This window comes from Psychrobacter lutiphocae DSM 21542, from assembly GCF_000382145.1.
GTDB lineage: Bacteria > Pseudomonadota > Gammaproteobacteria > Pseudomonadales > Moraxellaceae > Psychrobacter > Psychrobacter lutiphocae.
The window spans coordinates 1-22,439 of the sequence record NZ_KB907641.1 but is presented as its reverse complement, the minus strand read 5'-3'; the positions used below and the strand labels follow the sequence as shown (position 1 = coordinate 22,439).

Annotated in this window: 19 protein-coding genes; 14 read left to right on the top strand and 5 right to left on the bottom strand. The window is 40.9% G+C overall.

All coding sequences use genetic code 11. The annotated features are described in order from the left end of the window. Positions 1 to 27: 27 nt before the first annotated feature. The 3 genes from H140_RS14295 to H140_RS0108495 form a co-directional block, all read right to left on the bottom strand. Positions 28 to 588: a DUF3124 domain-containing protein gene (locus tag H140_RS14295; protein WP_019673234.1), complete on the bottom strand. Its 561-nt coding sequence runs from the start codon at positions 586 to 588 to the stop codon at positions 28 to 30. Positions 589 to 714: 126 nt separating this feature from the next. Next, positions 715 to 2,040 carry a TrkH family potassium uptake protein gene (locus H140_RS0108500; protein ID WP_019673233.1) on the bottom strand — a complete coding sequence of 442 codons (1,326 nt, stop codon included), beginning with the start codon at positions 2,038 to 2,040 and terminating at the stop codon, positions 715 to 717. A 178-nt stretch (positions 2,041 to 2,218) separates the two neighbouring features. Further along, on the bottom strand, positions 2,219 to 2,878 hold the full coding sequence (locus tag H140_RS0108495; protein WP_019673232.1) for a potassium channel family protein: 660 nt from the start codon (positions 2,876 to 2,878) through the stop codon (positions 2,219 to 2,221). Between the two features lie 497 nt (positions 2,879 to 3,375). Between H140_RS0108495 and H140_RS0108490 the strand changes: the two genes are divergently transcribed. The 6 genes from H140_RS0108490 (at position 3,376) to H140_RS0108465 (ending at position 11,903) form a co-directional block, all read left to right on the top strand. Then, positions 3,376 to 7,146 (top strand): nitrate reductase subunit alpha, encoded by a 3,771-nt coding sequence (locus H140_RS0108490; RefSeq protein WP_019673231.1) that lies wholly within the window; start codon positions 3,376 to 3,378, stop codon positions 7,144 to 7,146. Between the two features lie 36 nt (positions 7,147 to 7,182). Beyond that, entirely contained in the window at positions 7,183 to 8,721 is a 1,539-nt protein-coding gene (gene narH / locus H140_RS0108485) for a nitrate reductase subunit beta (protein WP_019673230.1), read from the top strand. Position 8,722: 1 nt separating this feature from the next. Beyond that, positions 8,723 to 9,568 carry a nitrate reductase molybdenum cofactor assembly chaperone gene (gene narJ / locus H140_RS0108480; protein ID WP_019673229.1) on the top strand — a complete coding sequence of 282 codons (846 nt, stop codon included), beginning with the start codon at positions 8,723 to 8,725 and terminating at the stop codon, positions 9,566 to 9,568. Positions 9,569 to 9,585: 17 nt separating this feature from the next. Next, positions 9,586 to 10,302, top strand: a complete 717-nt coding sequence (gene narI / locus H140_RS0108475; RefSeq protein ID WP_019673228.1) for a respiratory nitrate reductase subunit gamma — start codon at positions 9,586 to 9,588, stop codon at positions 10,300 to 10,302. Positions 10,303 to 10,436: 134 nt separating this feature from the next. Beyond that, on the top strand, positions 10,437 to 11,390 hold the full coding sequence (locus H140_RS0108470) for a peptidylprolyl isomerase (RefSeq protein ID WP_019673227.1): 954 nt from the start codon (positions 10,437 to 10,439) through the stop codon (positions 11,388 to 11,390). Positions 11,391 to 11,459: 69 nt separating this feature from the next. Beyond that, entirely contained in the window at positions 11,460 to 11,903 is a 444-nt protein-coding gene (locus H140_RS0108465; RefSeq protein ID WP_019673226.1) for a hypothetical protein, read from the top strand. Positions 11,904 to 12,010: 107 nt separating this feature from the next. Here H140_RS0108465 and H140_RS0108460 read toward each other — a convergent pair whose 3' ends face one another. After that, the gene (locus H140_RS0108460; protein ID WP_019673225.1) at positions 12,011 to 13,039 is read right to left on the bottom strand and encodes a DMT family transporter; all 1,029 of its coding nucleotides are present in this window, start codon (positions 13,037 to 13,039) and stop codon (positions 12,011 to 12,013) included. A gap of 1,736 nt (positions 13,040 to 14,775) precedes the next feature. Between H140_RS0108460 and H140_RS0108455 the strand changes: the two genes are divergently transcribed. The 7 genes from H140_RS0108455 to ureG all read left to right on the top strand — a co-directional run bounded on the left by H140_RS0108455 (position 14,776) and on the right by ureG (position 20,225). Continuing rightward, positions 14,776 to 15,669 (top strand): urease accessory protein UreD, encoded by an 894-nt coding sequence (locus H140_RS0108455; protein WP_019673224.1) that lies wholly within the window; start codon positions 14,776 to 14,778, stop codon positions 15,667 to 15,669. 151 nt (positions 15,670 to 15,820) lie between these two features. Beyond that, the gene (gene ureA / locus H140_RS0108450; RefSeq protein ID WP_019673223.1) at positions 15,821 to 16,123 is read left to right on the top strand and encodes an urease subunit gamma; all 303 of its coding nucleotides are present in this window, start codon (positions 15,821 to 15,823) and stop codon (positions 16,121 to 16,123) included. A gap of 10 nt (positions 16,124 to 16,133) precedes the next feature. Beyond that, positions 16,134 to 16,448 (top strand): urease subunit beta, encoded by a 315-nt coding sequence (locus tag H140_RS0108445; RefSeq protein WP_019673222.1) that lies wholly within the window; start codon positions 16,134 to 16,136, stop codon positions 16,446 to 16,448. 17 nt (positions 16,449 to 16,465) lie between these two features. Then, positions 16,466 to 18,169, top strand: coding sequence for an urease subunit alpha (gene ureC, locus H140_RS0108440; protein WP_019673221.1), 1,704 nt, complete (start codon positions 16,466 to 16,468; stop codon positions 18,167 to 18,169). Positions 18,170 to 18,185: 16 nt separating this feature from the next. Beyond that, on the top strand, positions 18,186 to 18,734 hold the full coding sequence (gene ureE, locus H140_RS0108435; RefSeq protein ID WP_019673220.1) for an urease accessory protein UreE: 549 nt from the start codon (positions 18,186 to 18,188) through the stop codon (positions 18,732 to 18,734). Then, the gene (locus tag H140_RS0108430) at positions 18,709 to 19,431 is read left to right on the top strand and encodes an urease accessory protein UreF (protein WP_228127164.1); all 723 of its coding nucleotides are present in this window, start codon (positions 18,709 to 18,711) and stop codon (positions 19,429 to 19,431) included. Before ureE ends, H140_RS0108430 begins: the two co-directional genes overlap by 26 nt. Before the next feature lie 155 nt (positions 19,432 to 19,586). Beyond that, positions 19,587 to 20,225, top strand: coding sequence for an urease accessory protein UreG (ureG, locus tag H140_RS0108425; protein ID WP_019673218.1), 639 nt, complete (start codon positions 19,587 to 19,589; stop codon positions 20,223 to 20,225). Between the two features lie 305 nt (positions 20,226 to 20,530). Here the strand turns inward: ureG and dusA are convergent, their stop codons facing one another. Beyond that, complete coding sequence (gene dusA / locus H140_RS0108420) at positions 20,531 to 21,520, bottom strand: tRNA dihydrouridine(20/20a) synthase DusA (RefSeq protein WP_019673217.1); 990 nt, start codon at positions 21,518 to 21,520, stop codon at positions 20,531 to 20,533. A 148-nt stretch (positions 21,521 to 21,668) separates the two neighbouring features. Here dusA and H140_RS14935 point away from each other — a divergent pair, with 148 nt between their 5' ends. Next, positions 21,669 to 22,274, top strand: a complete 606-nt coding sequence (locus H140_RS14935; RefSeq protein WP_019673216.1) for a site-specific integrase — start codon at positions 21,669 to 21,671, stop codon at positions 22,272 to 22,274. Positions 22,275 to 22,439 lie beyond the last annotated feature (165 nt).

The window sequence follows — 22,439 nt, the reverse complement described above, 5'->3', positions numbered from 1 at the left end:
TTATTCTAAGCGCCTATTTTGCCCCGATTAAAAATACGCATCCGTTTTAGAGTCTTCAATTTCAACGCTATTACTAGTAAATGAAAAGGCCTTATTGCTAAAGGTACCAATCATAATGGTTTCAATTAAAGGGGATATGTTGTTGGCCTCACTTTCAATCGCCACCACAAAGTTAGCCCCGTCACCACCAGTATCATCAAGCTTTTCAACGATATAGTTCAAAGTCCCCATAGGTGGCAACTCAATCGATTTATTTAAATAGGGGCGTACATAATCGCCTTTGGTATTGTAATAATCAATTTTGGTGATATACATGCTGTTGTCTAAACTGGTATTACGGATACTTAAGGTGGCAGATAACATCACTTTGGGACTGTCTTGATCACCATAGATATTGGAATATACCGGTACATAATATAGCTTTTGGAACGGCATATCCTCACTAGGTATATTATCAATCTCAAGCTCTTTAATAGGGTCTTTGTGTTCATCGCTATATAAGATATTGGGATCTTTCTCAACAGCATCACAGCTGGTAAGACCGATACCGACTATAAGTAACGTCACCGTCAATACTGAGTTTTTCATTAATTCTGTAACTCCTTTAAGATTTAGAAGGATAAATCTGAGTAGTATTTATACTCCTTTATAACGACTTAATACCCACGAAAGCTTAATACCCAAGACAGTTCTCAGCATATCCTAGCGAATGCATTAGCCTACCAGCACATTGGTTGCAGGATAATGAATTCGAGAGCTTTTTGGCATGGCAATCAGATAAGCTAACGTTAAGGGTCCAACCCGTCCAGTAAACATCATAAACATAATAACTATTTCACCTGTCTGACTTAACTCTGGGGTAATACCACGTGATAAACCTACTGTACTTAATGCCGATACCACTTCAAAGAGTACGTCTTCAAGTGCGTGATTGGCCTCGACCACAGACAGTATAAAGACACTAAAGAAAATAAGCATAACGGTAATACTGACCAACGCCAAAGACTTACGTACCAAACGATCTGGGATACGCCGTTCAAATACAGTGACATCGTCACGTTGGCGTATAAAAGCAATGGTGGTTAAGATCAGAATGACAAAAGTCCCTATTTTGATACCACTGGCGGTAGAAACCGAGCCACCCCCGATGAACATTAAGAACATAGTTAATAGGGTGCTGGCATCGGTCAATTGATCTATGGGGATGGTGTTAAAGCCAGCAGTTCTTGGAGTGATGGCTTGAAACCAAGAAGCAATGAGCTGATTGCCAAAACTATAATTGCCAATAGTATTAGGATTATTATGTTCGAGTAGCCAGAACAAAAAAAATGCCACAAGATTGAGAATTAGGGTTGTAACCAATACCAATTTGGTATTGACGCTGATTTTGGTCCAACTGCGATTATCGATCATATCTTTAATAACTATAAAACCAAGACCGCCAATAATAATAAGGAAGGTAATGGTGATATTAATACCAGTATGATGAACATAAGGCGCTAAGCTATCACTTGATAAGGCGAAGCCAGCATTATTAAAAGCTGAAATGGTGTAGAAAAATCCATGATACATAGCTTTTGACCAAGGCATTTCTTGAATAAAAAACAAAGTCAAAGCAACGAAGCCGATAAACTCTACAATAAGTGAGATACCAATCACTGACTTGGCAGTTGAAGTAATCTTACCAAAGCTGGTCTCGGCAAAAGCTTCACGAGCAATTTTTTGACTGGCTATATTAAGCTTTCGTTGTAAGCTTATAAAGGCAAATACCGCAAAAGTCATAAAGCCTAACCCACCAAACTGAATCAAAGTCGCTATGACTACCTGACCAAAAGTAGTGTAATTAGCGGTATCTACAACTGCCAAGCCAGTTACGGTAACCGCCGAGGTTGCAGTAAAAGTAGCTTCTAACCAAGATACAGGCTTTATCGTTGATAAAGGAAGCTTGAGTAAACAACAACCGATAATGATTAAAAATACAAATCCTACTGCAAGAATAATGGGCGGAGAGGATAATAAATTAGTTGTTCTTTTTGGCATAGTTATTACCTTTTACTGCTGATAACCTTAAATAATAGCTTTACTGAAAATAACCTATCTTTGTCAAACTCGCTAAACCTACAACTTGTAGCGTTTGCACTCGTTTTCCTCGATATCTTAATTTGCAGATTTAGTATCAGGTGAGGTATTTAACGATTTATGCACTTTATTATGCACATTATTTTTCTAGAGATAGTAGTTTTTTAGCCAAGTATTTAAGTTCACTAATTCCACCCTTAAAAAGCAGACGATCGGGATGCTGTAATAGCATATCTGTAGAGAAGTCTTGGATGACTTCATCGTCTCGAACGATCAAAATTAAACGGGTGTTTGGATTACGATCAGTAATTTTATTTAGACTAACACAGCCTATTTTTTCAGGAAGATCTATACGCACTAAGTATTCTTTATTACCTAAAGATAGGTACTGCTTCATCATGGGATAGGCCATAGACTGTGCAATACGGACCCCCATATCCTGCTCTGGGTGGATGATGTTTTCTACCCCCAGACTTTCAAGAATATCGTGATGAGCATCGGTTTTGGCTTTTACCCATAGGTTTTTGACTGGTAATTTGATCAGGTTTAGTGTGCACAATAAGCTGGCTTCTAAATCATCACCAATACTGACAATCACCCCATCAAACTGTCTTAAATTGAGATCTTCTAAAGTATCACTATCAGTGGCATCAGCGATGACAGAATGAGCTAGGGTGTCACTAACCTTGCTAACTTCATCTTCATCCAAATCAATGCCAAGCACTTCGTTGCCCAGACTTTGTAATTCTAATGCACAAGCGCGACCAAATACACCTAATCCAATAACGGCAAATTGCATAAAAGTTACCTCGAATAAAAACAGCTATCTGAAATGTACAGTCTTTAGTCCATAGATAGATTGGTAAGTCATTAAGATAGACTTATCTTTGGATTAAAAAGGTACTTTAAAGAAAGAATAATATAAATTAATCAATGATAAAAATTATACGCTCAATACTTTAAAGATAGTAATGTTTTTTTCGTTAATAATCCTACTCTCAGCTTATTGAAGGTTACAAGGCTGGCGATTTCAATTTTATAAAGCGTCACTTTAAAGCTGCTACCAAAGTTAAGCTACTATCAAAGTTAAGCTACTACCAAAGTAGTAGCAGGCTGCCTATGTCAGATAATAGTAAGGCGTTGGATACCTGCATAGAATAGGCAATATCAACAGATATCTACCATTGCTCACATAGATGCAAGAAAAACTTAGAAAATGTAAGCAAAAACATAGAAAAGCCTAAAGCTTACTGCGAGCTTATAGTCGCTTGTAAGCACAACCTAGAGGATAGCAAAATGAGCCATTTACTCGACCAGTTTCGTTTTTTTAAACGCAAAAAAGGAGAGTTCTCTGACGGTCATGGTGAGGTGCGTGACGAAGCACGTGGATGGGAGGACGGCTACCGCAACCGTTGGCAATATGACAAGGTAGTGCGTTCAACCCACGGGGTTAACTGTACAGGATCTTGCTCGTGGAAAATTTATGTCAAAAACGGTCTTGTCACTTGGGAAACCCAGCAGACAGATTATCCTCGTACTCGTCCAGATTTGCCAAACCATGAGCCTCGTGGATGCCCACGTGGGGCAAGTTATAGCTGGTATATGTACTCTGCTAACCGTGTTAAGTATCCTAAAGTTCGTAAACCACTACTCAAGCTTTGGCGAGCGGCAAAAGCACAGCATGCAGACCCAGTAGATGCATGGGCAAGTATTGTTGAAGATCCAAGCAAGACTGCTGAATATAAGTCTAAACGAGGTTTGGGTGGCTTTATTCGCTCAAGCTGGGATGAGGTCAATGAAATCATCGCTGCTAGTAATGTTTATACTGCCAAAACTTATGGTCCAGACCGTATTATCGGCTTTTCGCCAATTCCTGCGATGTCTATGGTCAGCTATGCTGCTGGTAGTCGCTATTTGTCTTTGATTGGTGGCGTTTGTCTGTCGTTTTATGACTGGTACTGTGACTTACCACCAGCGTCACCGATGACTTGGGGTGAACAAACCGACGTACCTGAGTCCGCTGACTGGTACAACTCAGACTACATCATTGCTTGGGGCTCTAACGTACCGCAGACGCGTACACCAGACGCTCACTTCTTTACCGAAGTACGTTATAAAGGTACCAAAACAGTTTCTATTACACCGGATTATGCTGAAATCTCAAAGCTAACCGACCTTTGGCTAAACCCCAAACAAGGTACAGACGCCGCGTTAGCACAGTCATTTTGTCATGTGATTATCAAAGAATTTTATCTTAAACAGCCAAGTGACTATTTCTTAGATTACGCCAAGCGTTATACCGACATGCCAATCTTGGTCATGCTAGAAGAAGATGACAGCGGTAGTCGTCGTCCTGGTCGTTATCTGCGTGCATCAGACTTAGTGGACAATCTTGGTGAAGAAAATAACCCAGAGTGGAAGACCATTGGTCTAAATAACGATGGCGAACTTGTGTCACCACTAGGCTCTATCGGCTATCGTTGGGGCGAAAAAGGCAAATGGAACCTTGAGCAAAAAAGTGGCACAACTGGCAAAGATATCGACTTAACTTTAAGCCTAAAATCTGAGGCAGGCGAGCAGGAAGTCTGTGATGTCACCTTCGATTACTTCGGTGGTACTGAGCATCCATATTTTACAGCGGTCGCCGGCGAGGCGTTACAGACCAAAAAAGTACCGTGTAAAACGGTGACTTTAGCAGATGGTACAACCGCTAAAGTTGCCACTGTATTCGACTTAACTTTAGCCAATTTAGGTGTGGATAATGGCGTTGGTGGCGAGCATGTCACTGATGATTACAACGACGCAAGTGTTGCGGGCACGCCAGCATGGCAGGAAGTCATCACAGGTGTTAGCCGTGAGCGTGTGATTCAAGTTGCCCGTGAGTTTGCCGAAAACGCACACAAAACTCATGGTAAGTCGATGATTATCATCGGTGCCGGCATGAACCACTGGTATCACCTAGATATGAACTACCGCGGCGTGATTAACATGCTGATGCTGTGTGGTTGTATCGGTAAATCAGGCGGCGGTTGGGCGCATTATGTTGGTCAAGAAAAACTACGTCCGCAGACAGGTTGGTTGCCGCTGGCGTTCGCCCTGGATTGGCATCGTCCACCACGTCATATGAACGGCACTAGCTTCTTCTATAACCACAGCTCACAGTGGCGTCACGAGACAGTATCTGCACACGAAATCTTATCGCCACGTGTGAATAAGAAGTTCTTCCCAGAGCACATGCTTGATTACAACATTCAAGCCGAACGTGCAGGCTGGTTGCCATCAGCACCTCAGCTTAATCGTAACCCGTTATCTATCGCGGCTGCGGCGAAAGCGCAAGGTAAAGAGATTGAAGAGTATGTCGTGGATTCACTACATGAGGGCAGCTTACGCTTTGCATGTGAGTCACCTGATAATCCTAAAAATTTCCCACGCAATATGTTTATTTGGCGCTCAAACTTACTCGGTTCATCAGGTAAGGGTCATGAGTACATGCTTGAGTATTTCTTAGGCACCAAAAATGGTCTGATGAGTGAAGATGAATTGCCACAAGGATTGATTCCGAAAGAAGTCGATTATGTTGAAAAAGGCGCAAAAGGTAAGCTTGATCTGGTGGTCACGTTAGACTTCCGTATGTCATCAACTTGCTTGTATTCAGACATCGTGTTGCCAACTGCCACCTGGTATGAAAAAGATGACATGAACACCTCAGACATGCATCCATTCATCCACCCACTAACCGCAGCAACTGACCCTGCTTGGGAATCAAAAACAGACTGGGAAATCTATAAAGGCATCGCCAAAGCCTTCTCACAAGTATCAGTGGGTCACTTAGGTGTTGAGACGGATGTGGTCACGCTACCGATGCAACACGACAGCCCAGGTGAATTGGCACAGCCATTTGGTGGTAGCGACTGGAAAACAGCGGGTGAGAAACCAGTACCGGGTAAAAACTGTCCAATGATTAAAGTGGTCGAGCGTGATTATCCGAATACCTATGCCAAATACACCTCCTTAGGCCCTGCGCTTGAGGAATTAGGTAACGGCTCGAAAGGCTTGAACTGGGATATGACCAAGGCTGTTAAAGATTTAGGTGACTTAAATCATCGTGTCACTACCCCAGGTATTACAGAAGGTCGTCCACAAATCTTTACTGCAATTGATGCGTCAGAAACCATCTTGATGCTAGCCCCTGAGACCAATGGTGAGATTGCTGTCAAAGGTTGGAAAGCGCTAGAGGCGTTTACTGGCCGTGAGCACGCGCATTTAGCGGCTGCAAGTGAGCACGAAAAAATTCGCTTTAGAGACATCGTTGCGCAGCCACGTAAAATTATCTCAAGCCCAACCTGGTCTGGTCTTGAATCTGAATCGGTCAGCTATAACGCAGGCTACACCAACGTCCATGAGCTGATTCCTTGGCGTACCATTACTGGCCGTCAGCAGTTTTATCAAGATCACCCTTGGATGCAGGCATTCGGTGAGCAGATGCAGCAGTATCGTCCGCCGATTGATACCAAAGCCACGGACATCATGAAAGACGCTAAGCCAAATGGCAACAAAGAGATTGTACTGAACTTCTTAACACCGCACCAAAAATGGGGCATCCACAGTACGTACTCTGAAAACTTACTCATGCTAACGCTCAGCCGTGGTGGTCCTATTATTTGGCTGTCTGAAAATGATGCAAAATCAGCCGGTATTGAAGACAACGACTGGATTGAAGTATTTAACGTCAACGGTGCGATTACAGCACGTGCGGTCGTCAGTCAGCGTGTGAAAGATGGCATGACCATGATGTATCACGCACAAGAGAAACTGGTCAATATTCCAGGCTCTGAGCACACCGGTACCCGTGGTGGTATTCATAACTCTGTGACCCGTACTATCTTGAAGCCGACGCACATGATTGGTAGCTATGCACAGCAATCATACGGCTTTAACTACTACGGCACTGTCGGTTGTAACCGTGATGAGTTTGTTGTGGTTCGTAAGATGTCAAAAATTGACTGGTTAGAAGACAAGCCAGATGACTCATTACCACAGCCATTACCAACGACTTTGGAAGGTTAAGACAACCTTAAACACTTAAATTTGGAGCACACACCCATGAAAATTAGATCACAAGTAGGCATGGTGCTTAACCTTGATAAATGTATCGGTTGTCACACCTGCTCAGTTACCTGTAAAAACGTTTGGACCAGCCGTGAAGGCATGGAATATGCGTGGTTTAACAACGTTGAATCCAAGCCAGGTATTGGTTATCCCAAAGAGTGGGAAAACCAAAACAAATGGAAAGGCGGCTGGATTCGTAATGCCAATGGCACGATTAATCCACGTATCGGTGGTAAATTCAGAGTGTTAGCGAACATCTTCGCTAACCCAGATTTACCTGAAATCGACGATTACTATGAGCCGTTTGATTTTGATTATCAACATTTACAAACAGCGCCCATTAGCAATCACCAACCGATTGCTCGCCCACGTTCTGCCATCACCGGCAAGCGTATGCAGAACATCGAGTGGGGCCCTAACTGGGAAGAAATCTTAGGCTCAGAGTTTGAAAAGCGTCGTCGTGATAAAAACTTCGACAACGTGCAAGCCGATATCTATGGCGAGTATGAAAATACCTTCATGATGTATCTGCCACGTCTGTGTGAGCACTGCTTAAACCCAACCTGTGTGGCGTCTTGTCCAAGTGGGGCAATTTATAAGCGTGAAGAAGACGGCATTGTATTGATTGACCAAGACAAATGCCGTGGCTGGCGTATGTGTATCTCTGGTTGTCCGTATAAGAAAATTTACTACAACTGGAAATCAGGTAAATCTGAAAAATGTATTTTCTGTTATCCACGTATTGAAGCGGGCATGCCAACCGTTTGTTCTGAAACTTGTGTCGGTCGTATTCGCTATCTTGGCGTCCTGTTATATGATGCCGATAAGATTAGCGAAGCGGCAAGCACGCCAAATGAGCAAGACTTATATCAAGCGCAGTTGGACGTATTCTTAGATCCAAATGATCCAGAAGTCATCGCTCAAGCATTAAAAGATGGTGTACCGCAGTCAGTGATTGATGCCGCTCAGCAGTCACCCGTTTATAAACTGGCGATGGATTGGAAGCTGGCACTACCATTACACCCTGAGTACCGTACGCTTCCTATGGTGTGGTACGTACCGCCATTATCACCAATTCAAAATGCAGCAGAAGCGGGCAAAGTAGGCATGGACGGTCTGATTCCAGATGTAGACAGCTTACGTATTCCACTGCGTTATTTGGCCAATATGTTAACCGCTGGTGACGAAGAGCCGGTGCGTATGGCACTAAAACGCCTACTTGCGATGCGCAGCTACAAGCGTATGCAATTGGTCGAGAAGCAAGAAGTACAAAGCATCTTGGATGATGTGGGCTTAACCAAGCATCAAGTAGAAGAGATGTATCGCTACTTAGCCATCGCGAACTTTGAAGATCGCTTCGTTATCCCAACAGCACATCGTGAAGAAGCTATGAGTGATGCGTTTGCTGAACGTAATGGCTGTGGATTCACCTTTGGTGAAGGCTGTTCAGGTAGCAATGATGTCAGTATGTTTGGTCAGAAAAAGTCTACCCGTCGTGACTTTATTGACACCGTGCAAAAGTGGGAGGTATAGCATGACAGATATTATCCAAAATACAGCTTTTGATACCGATATTGATCAAAGTTCACAAGCGATGCCAACCATTGCAGATTCAGATATGAAAATCCTTAAAGTATTGAGCCTGCTGATTGATTATCCAACCAATGAGCTGTTTGAAGATGACACGCTGGCAATGTCGAAAGACATTGTTAGCCAGTCCTCAGTAATTAGCCCAGAGGTGAGAGCACAAGTTATTGCTTTGATTGATGATTTAGTCGAAACCGGTGCTTTAGAGTCGCAAGCCCGTTATGACGGTTTATTCGAGCGTGGACGATCGTTATCGTTATGGCTGTTCGAGCATGTGCATGGCGAATCACGTGATCGTGGTCAAGCCATGGTAGATCTGATGGCTCAATATGAAGCTGCTGGCTTTGAAATCGGTCTAAAAGAGTTGCCTGATTACTTACCAATGTATCTGGAATTTTTAGCCTATCAGGCTGCGGTGACTGGCGATGACATTCAAGTTCGAATGGATATCGCTGACGTGAGTCATATTATTGCACTATTAGCTGCTCGTTTAACAGACAGAGGCAGCTTATATGTGGGCTGTTTTAATGCATTATTACAGATTGCTGGCAAGCCTCTTGAGAGTGTGTCTGAGCTAGAGGAAAAAGTACAGCAAGAACTGCGAGATGACACTTTTGATGCACTTGATAAAGAGTGGGAAGAAGAGGCGGTTGATTTTTTAGGGGCGCAGCAAGAGGAGCGCTGTCCTTCAAGTACAGTTGGGATTGCTGTTGACAAGTCAGCGCCACCACAAAAACAGGTCGATGCCCCTGTGCATTGGGTAGATTTTAACCAAACATCACCAGCCAAATAGCCTCTAGGAGAATAGCTATGAATATCTCAGATCCCAACTTACAAAATCTAGCCAACTTGAATTGGCTACAAATATTTTTATTTGGCATTTACCCCTATATTGCATTGGTGGTTGCTATTATTGGTACATGGGCACGGTTTGACCTGTCACAATACTCATGGAAAACAGGGTCATCACAAATGCTACGCAAAAAGAACATGCGTGCCGCAAGCAACCTATTTCATATTGGTATTATCGGTATTTTATTAGGTCACTTTGTGGGATTGTTAACACCGCATTGGGTTTATGAGCCCTTTATCACCGCACCGCAAAAGCAACTGCTTGCTATGGTTGCTGGTGGTATCGCAGGTGTTGTGTGCTGGATCGGTATGATCATGCTTATCATCCGTCGTTTTACTGATGACCGTATTTCACATACCTCAAGTATGTCTGACAAATTAGTATTGATTATTTTATTTGTACAGCTAAATCTTGGGCTACTGACCATTGTTGCATCAACCAGTCATATGGATGGCGGCACCATGATGCAACTTGCGAGTTGGGCACAGAACATAACGGTATTTAGACCGCTACAAGCCCTGTCATCTATCGAAGGCACCAGTGTTGTTTATCAGCTACACATTGCCTTGGGTATAACTTTAATACTGATCTTCCCGTTCACCCGATTGATTCACATTATTAGTGCACCAGTGTGGTATTTAGGTCGTCGCTATCAGATTGTGCGACAAAAATAATGGCAATATACACTAGCTGTGACACGCTTAAATAGTTTGATTGAGCTAAGCGTAAGAAATAACACAAAGGTTCATCCTCACTTTAAATAGAGGTATACAGCGTTTAAGGTGAGGATAACTTAACGGAGTATAACATGACGGCAACGACTTATGATCCAACACAAGCGGCAGATGACACTATCCGTATCATGCCAACTTCGGATGATCTAAAAAAACCACACTCTGATAAAGAACTGATTGAGCAAGTCTTAGCAGAAGAGCGTAGCAATCATAATAATCTAATTGCCTCTAGTCGAGAAGAGCTGCCTACCATTCGAGTCAATGGGATAGAGATTGACAAAAAGGCAATTGCTCAAGAGCTACAATATCATCCTGCAGCAACCAAAGAGGATGCGTTATTCTTAGCAGTTCAGGCGCTGGTAGTACGCGAGTTATTAAAGCATGCGGTACTGGCAGATGAGACGCTAGGTCAAGCTGCTTGGGAGGCAAATGAAGAGCAGGCGATTTCAGATTTAATTGACAAAAATGTGACAGCCTCCACACCAGATAATGCGGTATGTGAGCGCTTTTATGAACAAAATAAATCTGATTATAAGACAGCACCTATTATGTCGGTACGTCATATCCTACTTGCCAGCTTACCAGAAGATGGCGAGGAGCGCTTGGCTGTTAAAAAGCAGGCATATGAGCTGATCGAGCGCATTAACAACAGTCAAAATTCAAGTGCTGAGTTTATCGAATTGGCACGCCAGTATTCTGCTTGCCCATCAAAAGAGCAGGGTGGCGAGTTGGGTGTCTTAAGTCAAGGTCAGACAGTGCCTGAGTTTGAGTCCGCTGTATTTTCTATGGATGAAGGCTTAGCGCCTAGCCCGGTAGAAACCCGTTATGGTTTTCATATCGTCGATGTGATGGATAAACAGCTGGGCGTGCAGCTAGATTACTTACAAGCCAAACCTGCTATTGCTAATAAGCTGGCACAGCAAGCTTTCCATCATGGCTTATGTGATTATTTATACACCTTAGCAGAAGCGGCAGATATTGAAGGCATTGAGATAGAGCTGGCACAAGAAAACGTATACCGTGGTTAATTTTCAGCTTTAAAAATCGTTTAAATTGATAATAAAACGACAGTGAATCAGTATATTAAAGGATGTGTCATGGAACGTGCCAAACAGTTGCAACCTTTATCACGCGAACATCATCTGGGGTTGGTTATTGCGACTCATGCCAAGCGCTGCGCCAATGATGTGGAAGATATCGCTAAGCACTGGATGGCACTGACAGAATATATCAATGATAATATGAGCAACCACTTTAAGGTTGAGGATGATTTATTGTTAGTGATGTTAGCACGATATAAGGACAGCTATCCGAAGGTGGCAAAGGTGTTAGATATCATTGCAAGCCAGCATAAAAAGCTATATAAAATCATACACTTGCCTAGCCTAAGTGCCAACCAAATCCGAGAGTTAGGTAAGACGCTTTATGAGCATATACGTTTTGAAGAGCGTGAGCTGTTTCCACTTGCTCAAGAGCTACTATCTAAGCAGGAGCTAGATGCGATATACGAAGCCAGTTCAGACAATGTCAAACACAAATAAGCCAGATTAAATCTGGCTTATTTTTTTCTATTTTGTTGTAAAGCTAAGTCATAATGAGGCTAGATAGCTCAATAGCTTGACTTAAAAAGCATTTACGGTGGCTTTCTTTAAGTACTACCTTTTAACTTACCAAGTAAGGCTTTATGTAGCTCGTTCTGGTAAGCAACCGCAGCGAGTACGATAACAACCCCAATAGCTTGTAGCACAGAGATAGATTCACCACTTGTATAAGGAGCAACAAGTACGGTAGTAATTGGGCTCAATAGTAGAAGACCTGCAACAACTGTTGGATCTAAGTTAACAGAACCAATCTGAACGAATACCCATGCCATAGCATGACCAACAACCGCTAGTAACACCATCCACCACCAGTTAGCAGCAGTAATCATATCACCTGTCATCGCAGTACCCGCATCAAGTGGTAGCTTACCATTAGCTAATACACCTTGAGTGACGTTCCAGCCTTCAGGCGATAAGAAAAGCATGGTAAAACCTTGGGGAATTAACTGCGCTAAGAACACCCACATTAGTGGCTGAATGTATAAACCAGCGTTTAGTGTACCTGATTTTCTACTGGTGTATAAGTAACAACCATAACAGATACCTGATAGCATACCTAGTGCTGTGCCAATCCATGCAATTGGATAACCCCAAATAATAGCTGGACCTTCAGAGGGTGCACCATCAAGGATACCACCAGCTAAAACGATACCGAAGATCATGATAGGTACAAGTACCCAGAAGCTCTTTTTGGGCTGGAATTTATCAAATATCATTGCCAGCATAGGCATAATGATAATTTGTAGGTTCAATAGAACAGATGAAATACCAGCACCAATGAAGAAAATGGCGTAGTTCCATGCTGTCATATCAATACCTAAGAAGATACCAGCACCAATTGCTAGAAGTACACCATTTTTACTTAACTTTCTTTTAGTTTTGATTTCCCAAATACCAAAAGGAATTAGTGTAATGAAACCTAGTAAACAACGTAGGAACGCATTTGTTACTGGCTCAAAGTTTGCTTCTTTAACCATAATAGCGGAAAAAGCTAATGCAAAAATACCAGTCATAATAAATGCATAAGCAAGTGGCTTGCTTAATGGCTTATGAACTGCTTTAGTCGTTTCAGTCATAGAACACCTCTAAATTAAAATCATGAATAAAAAGTCATGAAAGTAAACATACTTACGCAAGAAAAACAATATTAAATTTAATTGTGTACCCTTTAAGTAAAAATGTAAATACTAATATGTACTTTAGTTACTAATCATTACGTTGTTACACGATATATAAGAAATATAAAAATACGTAATCAACTATTATAAATCTATATTTAAAATATAATTATTAAAAGATAGAGTCTATCAGTGCAGGATAGTGTAGCAGTATATACCCATCTATTACCATACTTTTATTGTGGAATAACAAGTTTATATGATTATAAATAAACCAATACCTTTTTTTTATCTAATGTTTTTAAGATGTAACCTGCTAATTTACCAAAATATTTTTGGATAGATAAAAGTGTTGTAATAAGAATTATTCAAAAAAAAAGAAAAAACTAGCTACCTATACCATAACCATAGGCTAGATGATAAAGATATAAATGTTATAGGTAGTTGGGAGTTAATAGGTAGTTGGGAGTTAATAGGTAGTTGGGAATTAATAGTAATAAACCACATAAACAAACAGTTGGAGTAGAGCTGCTAGCTATCCTTCTAAATCAGCATGGATGCCAATATCCTGTATGTAACTGAATTATCATTTCAGTCAGCAGTCAGCATAATTGATAAATAACCACTCTTCTTAGGCGGGGCTATGGTGAGAGGTGTGCGTCCTGTAAGTCATAAGATGTGTGTAAGTCATAGACGTATCAAAGCTCAATTTCTGTTAAGCCTTGAAAGTAACATTTCAGCAACATATCTGTTTTCTTGCATACTATACTAATCTTCAAAACTGGGATAAAGTGAAATTATGGGAATAGCGCAAAATGTATGGCTAGAAGGTCGTTCTATCATAGACTATACATAGGTCATAGGCATATACCACTTTTATATGGCTTGAGCTTTAAATAAAGCTAAGTTGGATTAAAGGGCCCCAAGGCTTGGTTTAGATACAAATGGTAAAACTAAAACAGCGAAAATGGTATTGAATACAAATTTTTTCTGTCTAAAGTAGTAGTTTAACTAAAAAACTATCGATATTATTGGGGAGTTATATAACTTTCAAGAATAGAAGTTGACTTTAATAGTTCAGATATATAGAGTGTCTATAACAGTGTATTGGTATGATTTGCTATATATTCTTCTTGTTTAAGTAGTTATATAATATCGAAATTAGCTATTGCCTAATGCCTAAGTTATTGGATGAAATAAGTAAAGCATTACTCGTGAATATGCTTTTTTATTTAATCTATGCTTTTTATTTAGCTTTTATGGTTTTTATTCAACTTTTTTTATTTGACTTATTTTAACTTTTGGCTTTTTAGCTTTTAGCTTTCCTAACTAAAGAAGAGTACATCAGAAGAGTACATCGCAAATATTAATATAATATAAATAAAAGCAGATAGTATGTTAAAAGAACTATAAAGCCAATTAATACCTGATAACAATAACTAATTTTAAGTGTGCTGGTTAAGATTTTGGTGTGCTAAGTTTAATCTGTCAAAGTTTTTATTGAATGTTAAAGTTTTTATTGAATGTTGATGATAAAACAAAATTTAAATTTTGAAATAGACAATAATAAATGTTTAAAATATATTGCATTGGTAGCGATAAATTTAATTAAAAGTAAATAACATCATAGTAATAAACCAAGAAATATTGTAATAAATAAAGAAATATTGTAATAAATAAAGGTACTTAATACAATGACAACTTCTCCAGATACGGCTGTTAAAAAGTTTGATTCAGGACACCGTTTTGATGCCAGCCGCCATTGGGATGCTTCTTTAAAACTAGTTTTTGACACCAAAGGATTGCCAGATATTACGCGCATGAGGCATGCTAAACATTATGGGCCTTTACGTATTCAAAGACCATTTTATCCAGAAGGGAATGAAGGATGTTGCCATGTATATATCTTGCACCCCCCAGGTGGACTGGTAAGTGGAGATGTGCTTGAATTTGATGTAACTGTAGAGCAGGGTGCGCATACTTTGGTAACCACGCCTGCTGCCAATAAGCTATATAAAGCAGATAGTAATAATGTTGAATGGCATCAGATCACAAGCTTGCAAGTAGAAGATGATGGGATCCTTGAATGGTTACCACTAGATTCCATAGCTTTTAATGGTACACGTGGTACGCAACTATTTAATATTGAACTGGGAGAAAATGCTAAGTGTTTAGGCTGGGAGCTATTATGCCTTGGCCGACCTGCAACAAATCTTCCATTTGAAAGCGGACGCTTAGAGCAAAAGTTTCAAATATTTCGTAATGGTAAGCCGTTATGGATAGAGCGCCAATTTGTTGAGCCTGATCATCCTAGGTTTCAAGGAAAATGGGGTCAAGGTGGCGCAACGTCACATGGTACTTTTTGGGTGGTTGGTCTAGATGACCCGCAAGAGGCAATTACAGCACTGCGCGACTCTATACCAGCTTCTAATAATTGGGCAGTTACTTATCGTCGTGGCGTTTTATTGCTACGTTATATGGGTACGGATCGCAATGAAGCTTGGGAAATATTTCAGCAAGCACGTGAGATTTTACGGCCACGTCTAACTGGGCATGAAGCTGTTATCCCACGTATTTGGTTGACTTAAAAGCATGGTTATACACAAATATCTTTCTAAGTAATGGTTGTGTTTACTTACATGGTTTATATTTCGATTTACTTTGTAATTCAACCACTTAATTAAGTAACTGTTTTTATAAAAGTTTTATAAGAGTCAATATAACAATGAGGAGTAAGTGATGGACTTAACACCAAGAGATAAAGATAAGCTAATGCTGTTTACTGCAGGTCTAGTTGCAGAACGCCGTAAAGCAAAAGGCCTTAAGCTTAACTACCCTGAGGCGATTGCATTTATCAGTTTATTTATTTTAGATGGTGCACGCGAAGGTCGTAGTGTTGCTGAGCTAATGAGTGCCGGTCGTGAAGTGCTAACACGTGATGATGTGATGGAAGGTGTTCCAGAAATGATTCCAAGCATCATGGTAGAAGCAACTTTCCCAGACGGTACTAAGCTTGTCACCGTTAACCACCCAATCGTTTAGGAGAATTATCATGATTCCAGGAGAATATCAATTAAAAAGTGGTGACATTGAGCTACTCGCAGATCGTGAAACGATTACTGTCACAGTTTCAAATAATGGTGATAGACCTGTACAAGTAGGCTCACACTATCATTTCGCCGAAACGAACTCAGCGCTTGAGTTTGATCGTGATAAAGCCTATGGTTTTCGTTTAGCAATTCCAGCAGGCACGTCTGTACGTTTTGAACCAGGTCAAAGTCGTGAAGTGACTTTAGTAGCCTTTGCAGGCAAACGTCGTATCTTTGGTTTCCGTGGCGATGTTATGGGTCCACTCGATAAAGAATAAAAATTAGGAGTTAAAGCATGAAAATTTCTCGTAAAGCATATTCAGAGATGTATGGCCCAACAGTAGGTGACCGTGTTCGCCTAGGCGATACAGAACTATGGATTGAGATTGAAAAAGATTACACGCATTATGGTGAAGAAATTCTATTCGGTGGTGGTAAAGTAATTCGTGACGGCATGGGTCAAGGCCAAAGTGCCGGTGACGAAGTCATGGATACTGTGATTACCAACGTCATTATTCTTGATTATTGGGGAATCGTCAAAGCAGATGTTGGCTTAAAAGATGGCCGCATTGCTGGTATTGGTAAAGCTGGTAACCCAGACACCCAGCCTGATGTGAATATTGTTGTTGGTCCAGGCACAGAAATCATCGCTGGTGAAGGCAAAATCTTAACTGCTGGTGGTATTGATACACATATTCATTTTATCTGTCCACAGCAGGTTGATGAAGCGCTAATGAGCGGTACAACAACTATGATCGGTGGTGGTACAGGTCCAGCTGAAGGTTCAATGGCAACAACCAGTACACCTGGCGTTTGGCATATCCACAAAATGCTACAAGCCGTTGATGATTTACCAATGAACATCGGTATTTTAGGTAAAGGTAGTGTAAGTACTCCAGAAGGTTTAGAAGCTCAAGTTAAAGCGGGAGCAATGAGTCTAAAAATTCATGAAGACTGGGGTGCAACACCTGCAATTATCGACAACGCATTAACGATTGCCGATAAGTATGATATTCAAGTAGCACTTCACTCAGATACGCTAAATGAATCAGGTTTCGTTCAAGATACCTTTGATGCAATGGCAGATCGTTGTATTCATACTTTCCACACTGAAGGTGCTGGTGGTGGTCACGCTCCAGACATTATTACTGCGGTTGCGCAGCCAAATATTTTACCATCATCGACCAACCCAACTCGTCCATACACTGTAAATACAGTTGATGAGCATTTGGATATGTTGATGGAGTGTCACCATTTAGATCCAAATATTGCAGAAGATGTTGCGTTTGCTGACTCTCGTATTCGCCGTGAATCAATCGCAGCTGAAGATATCTTGCATGACATCGGTGCCATGTCAATGATGTCATCTGACTCACAAGCAATGGGTCGTATTGGTGAAGTTGTCTGTCGTACATGGCAAACAGCTCATAAAATGCGTGTTCAGCGTGGGTTGTTGCCAGAGGATAAAGAGTTAGGTGCTGATAACTTCCGCGCTAAACGCTATGTAGCTAAGTACACCATCAACCCAGCTATTGCACATGGTGTTGCCCATGAAATTGGTTCAATTGAAGTTGGTAAATTAGCTGATTTGGTATTGTGGGAAGCAAAAATGTTTGGTGCTAAGCCAACTAGAGTTATTAAAGGTGGTATGATTGCAGGTGCGTTGATGGGTGATCCAAACGCTGCTATCTCAACACCTCAGCCTGTACATTACCGTCGCATGTTTGGCGCACAAGGTCGTGCTGTGAATGCAACACGTATGACTTTTATCAGTCAAGCGGCTGAAAATACTGGTTTAGAAGAGAAGTTGGGTCTTAGAAGTCCATTAGTACCTTGTAAAAACGTTCGTACAATGCGTAAGAGTGATATGAAGCTAAACGATGTGTGTCCGAATCTAACTGTAGATCCAGAGACCTATGAAGTTTACGCTGATGGTGAGTTATTAAGTTGCGAGCCTTTAAGTGAGTTACCATTAGCACAACGTTATCACTTATTCTAAATCGTAAGGAAGCAATATGCTTGAATTAACAAAAAGACTAGAAACTAAAGATAAAGAAGGTGAGGTGTTAGACACATTAACTTTGCCTTATGAGTTACGTATCAGAGGTCGCTTAAAAGCGACCACTGATAAAGGGCAGGAAGTCGGCCTATTCCTAGATCGAGGACCGGTTCTTAATGATGGTGACTTATTAGAGTCTAGTTGTGGAAAAGTGATTCAAGTTCGTGCTGCCGATGAGCCAGTTGTTACCGCATACATTGAAAACGGTTTACCTTTAGGTAAGCTTTGCTACCACTTAGGTAACCGTCATGTGACTCTGGCCATTGGTTCTGATTCAGATGATCGTTATTGGGTAAGATTCCCACCTGATCATGTTCTTGAGGAGCTTGCTGAGCTGTTAGGGGCAACTCTAGAGCGTCATGAAGCACCTTTTGACCCAGAGTCAGGTGCATATGCGCAAACTGGTCTTGGGCATTCACATGCACATGGGCATGAACACAGTCATCATGAACATAATCATAATGAGGGACACTCCCATCATGGCGATCACAACCATGCACACTGAGAATCAATCTAGTAACGTATCTGATTTGGCAATTTTGGGGCTAATGCAAGTAGTTAGCCCTGCATTGCCAATAGGGGCTTTCGCCTGGTCACAAGGTTTGGAAAGTACTTTTGAGCTCGGTTGGGTAAAAAATGAAGCCGACCTTAGTGACTGGCTTACAGGTGTATTAGATGACGGATTAACTTTATGTGAGCTACCATTGTTATCTAGACTACAAGCCTGTTGGAAAAATGGCGATAGCGAAGGATTAGAGTACTGGAACGAATGGCTTTACGCTAACCGTGAAAGTGCAGAGCTAAACGAAGAAGACTCACGTCTTGGTGCAGCGCTATTAACTTTACTTAATAGCCTAGGTCTTGAACCTAATGCAGAGCAGGGTGATCCGATAATGCCTGAAGATCCAACCTATATTACGGTATTTAGTTGGTTGGCACATAAACGTGGATTACCAACAAGAGTCACTTTATTAGGCTTTGGTTGGGCATGGCTTGAAAACCAATTAGCAGCGGCCTGTAAAGCGTTACCATTAGGTCAGACGGCTGCACAAAGAATTATTGAACAATTACGTCCAAACCTTGTTGTCGCAGTAGATAAAGCCTTAGATTTATCAGATGATGAGTTAGGACCAATATTACCAGGCTTAGCGCTTGGTAGTGCTCAGCATGAGACTCAGTATTCTAGGTTATTTAGAAGCTAGTAGTATATGAAACTAGTAGTATATGAAGCTAGTAGTATATGAAACTAGTAGTATATGAAGCTAGTAGTATATGAAGCTAGTAGTATATTCTAAGTTAGCGCATACAAGCTAACTATATTTTGATTTTGCTATATAAAAATTATAAGGATAATATAATGAAACAATGTTTACGTGTTGGTGTCGGTGGACCAGTTGGTTCTGGTAAAACATCATTATTGCGCCAGCTGTGTAAAGCACTGCATGATCACTATGATATGGCAGTAGTAACTAATGATATTTATACTCGTGAAGATGCCGACTCATTAGTAAGAAGTGGTGTATTACCAGCAGATCGTATCATGGGTGTTGAGACAGGCGGTTGTCCACACACAGCCATTCGTGAAGACGCTTCAATGAACTTAGCGGCTATTGATGAGCTACAAAAGCGTCATCCTAATCTTGAGTTAATCTTGGTTGAATCAGGCGGTGATAACTTAGCGGCTACTTTCAGCCCAGAGCTTTCAGATCTAACTATTTATGTTATTGATGTTTCAGCTGGTGATGATATTCCACGTAAAGGTGGACCAGGTATCACTAAGTCTGACATGTTAATCATTAACAAAAAAGACATCGCAAAATATGTACATGCAGATTTAGATTCAATGGATCGTGATGCTAAGAAAATGCGTGGCGAGCGTCCATTCATCTTCACTAACTTGTATGATGGCGATGGTATCGAAGAAGTTATCAGCTTTATCTTAAAGCAAGGTATGCTGCCCGAAAGACGTCCTGGTAAAGCAGCTGATAACGCATAAAGTCAAAGAAGTTTAAAATAGTAATACTGGTTTAATACGATCATTGGTGAGTTCTACACCGCAAATTAAAGTAGACTTAGCATGGTTGACACCATAACTGTTTCAAAGCTTGTTAACTATATTTGTGATTATTTGTTTTATTAAAATCGATGTTTGTGATATGCGCTTTTATAAAATAGCCCATCAATTGATGGGCTATTTTTTTAGGCTTTAACTTTATGTCAGCTTTATGTCATAAATTTAGCGCACTTATTTAGTTGAGTCTTAAAGCAGGTAATGGTTTTACAGTAATGATTTAATGATACTTAATCAGTTGCCAACTGTGCTTTATGAATTAAATTAAGAGTGTGATCAGCCGCTGCTTTAATTTCATCAACCGTTAAATGCTGTTTACCACTTAGAGCTTGACGCCATTTGCGAGCGCCTGCTAGTCCTTGAAAGAGACCTAGTAAATGACGAGCAATAGAAGGTAAGTGCTCACCACTGGCAACTTGCTGTTCTAAATAAGGATATAGCTTTGCTAGAATCTGTTCACGACTAACAGCAGGTTCCCCCCACAACTGCATGGCTTCTGCTAATAGATAAGGATTATGATAAGCAGCACGTCCGATCATTACTGCGTCAACATGCTCAAGGTGTACTTTTATTTGTTGTACGCTATCAATACCGCCATTGATTTCAATATAGAGATCAGGGAACTCCTGTTTGAGTCGATAAACCTCTTCATAGCGAAGCGGCGGAATTTCACGGTTTTGTTTAGGGCTAAGACCTTGTAGCCATGCAATACGAGCATGCACAATAAAATGTTTGCAGCCAGCATCAGCGCAGGCGACCACAAAATCTCGCATAAACTCATAACTGTCATGTTCATCAATACCAATACGGTGCTTAACAGTTACTGGAATATCAATTTCAGCTTGCATGTGATGTACTAACTTCGCCACAGTTTCTGGCTCAGCCATTAAGCAGGCACCTATTTTATTATGCTGTACTCTATCTGATGGACAGCCAACATTGATATTAACTTCATCAAAGCTACGCTGTTGAGCAATAACAGCACACTGGGTCATCTCTGTGATATCGGCTCCGCCCAATTGCAGGACGAGAGGATGTTGAGTGGTATCAAAACGTAATAAGCGATCTGTGTTGCCGTGTAAGATAGCACCAGTAGAAATCATTTCTGTATATAGATAGACATAGGGGTTAAATAGGCGTGCAAAGTATCTATAATCAGTCGTAGTCCAATCAATCATGGGTGCTACGGATAGGCGCTTATCTTTAATATTGTTAAGCATTTGGCGTTAAACCTTTGTGTTATATTGTGTTAGCTGTAATTTATTTAAATGTGTTTACTTGCGTGTTTAATGTTTTACGTGTTATTTAATGGGTTATTGTTGTGCCATATTTGCACCATCAATTTTTAAAGTGTAAGTGGTGTGAGTCATGGGATCGATAACTAAGCGTAAAACAAAAGACGGTAAGTTTAGGTTTAGAGCAGTCATCAGGATTAACAGGGAAGGTTATCCTCCTTTTAGCGAGTCAAAAACTTTTAGCCGAAAAGCGCTAGCTGAAACTTGGATAAAAAAACGAGAAGCAGAGATTGAAGTCAATCCTGATTTGTTGCTAAAGCGTTCAGCTAAGTCGATGCTGTTACGTGATGTTATTAATCGCTACTTAGATGAGTTAGGCGGTCAGTTTGGGCGTACTCATAATCTATCACTAAAACTAATAGCACGCACACCGCTAGCCTCCAAACAGTTAAACGAGCTTAGTCGTGAGGATTATACAGCATTTGCTAATAGCCGTCTAAAAGGTAAGTATGAGGGTTTAGCGCCAATCAAATCTCCTACATTAAACGGTGATATGGTAAGGTTGCGCTCAGTGCTCAAGCAAGCCAAGCTTGCGTGGGGGCTTGATGTCAATTTGTCGGAGTTTGAGGATACGATGCTCGGTCTTAGTCACAGCCGTAAAGTATCGTCAAGAAACATAAGATTTAGGACTCCTACCTCTGATGAGTTACAGGCTCTAACTACCTGTGTTAGAGTTTGACGAGGCTATGAAGATATCTAATACCAATTCCAAGAAATAATATATAATAAATTATTATTTACTATTACGACGCCAGTATGCCAAAAATAACGCCTAGAAATCATAAGTTAAGCGATCACGACTTTCTGAAGCTATCAAAAGTTGAATCTAAACCAAGAGCACGGG

Excerpts from the sequence above, each read along its gene's own strand:
- H140_RS14295 (WP_019673234.1), bottom strand. The coding sequence starts at position 588 with ATGAAAAACTCAGTATTGACGGTGACGTTACTTATAGTCGGTATCGGT.
- H140_RS0108500 (WP_019673233.1), bottom strand. The coding sequence starts at position 2,040 with ATGCCAAAAAGAACAACTAATTTATTATCCTCTCCGCCCATTATTCTT.
- H140_RS0108495 (WP_019673232.1), bottom strand. The coding sequence starts at position 2,878 with ATGCAATTTGCCGTTATTGGATTAGGTGTATTTGGTCGCGCTTGTGCA.
- H140_RS0108490 (WP_019673231.1), top strand. The coding sequence starts at position 3,376 with ATGAGCCATTTACTCGACCAGTTTCGTTTTTTTAAACGCAAAAAAGGA.
- narH (WP_019673230.1), top strand. The coding sequence starts at position 7,183 with ATGAAAATTAGATCACAAGTAGGCATGGTGCTTAACCTTGATAAATGT.
- narJ (WP_019673229.1), top strand. The coding sequence starts at position 8,723 with ATGACAGATATTATCCAAAATACAGCTTTTGATACCGATATTGATCAA.
- narI (WP_019673228.1), top strand. The coding sequence starts at position 9,586 with ATGAATATCTCAGATCCCAACTTACAAAATCTAGCCAACTTGAATTGG.
- H140_RS0108470 (WP_019673227.1), top strand. The coding sequence starts at position 10,437 with ATGACGGCAACGACTTATGATCCAACACAAGCGGCAGATGACACTATC.
- H140_RS0108465 (WP_019673226.1), top strand. The coding sequence starts at position 11,460 with ATGGAACGTGCCAAACAGTTGCAACCTTTATCACGCGAACATCATCTG.
- H140_RS0108460 (WP_019673225.1), bottom strand. The coding sequence starts at position 13,039 with ATGACTGAAACGACTAAAGCAGTTCATAAGCCATTAAGCAAGCCACTT.
- H140_RS0108455 (WP_019673224.1), top strand. The coding sequence starts at position 14,776 with ATGACAACTTCTCCAGATACGGCTGTTAAAAAGTTTGATTCAGGACAC.
- ureA (WP_019673223.1), top strand. The coding sequence starts at position 15,821 with ATGGACTTAACACCAAGAGATAAAGATAAGCTAATGCTGTTTACTGCA.
- H140_RS0108445 (WP_019673222.1), top strand. The coding sequence starts at position 16,134 with ATGATTCCAGGAGAATATCAATTAAAAAGTGGTGACATTGAGCTACTC.
- ureC (WP_019673221.1), top strand. The coding sequence starts at position 16,466 with ATGAAAATTTCTCGTAAAGCATATTCAGAGATGTATGGCCCAACAGTA.
- ureE (WP_019673220.1), top strand. The coding sequence starts at position 18,186 with ATGCTTGAATTAACAAAAAGACTAGAAACTAAAGATAAAGAAGGTGAG.
- H140_RS0108430 (WP_228127164.1), top strand. The coding sequence starts at position 18,709 with ATGGCGATCACAACCATGCACACTGAGAATCAATCTAGTAACGTATCT.
- ureG (WP_019673218.1), top strand. The coding sequence starts at position 19,587 with ATGAAACAATGTTTACGTGTTGGTGTCGGTGGACCAGTTGGTTCTGGT.
- dusA (WP_019673217.1), bottom strand. The coding sequence starts at position 21,520 with ATGCTTAACAATATTAAAGATAAGCGCCTATCCGTAGCACCCATGATT.
- H140_RS14935 (WP_019673216.1), top strand. The coding sequence starts at position 21,669 with ATGGGATCGATAACTAAGCGTAAAACAAAAGACGGTAAGTTTAGGTTT.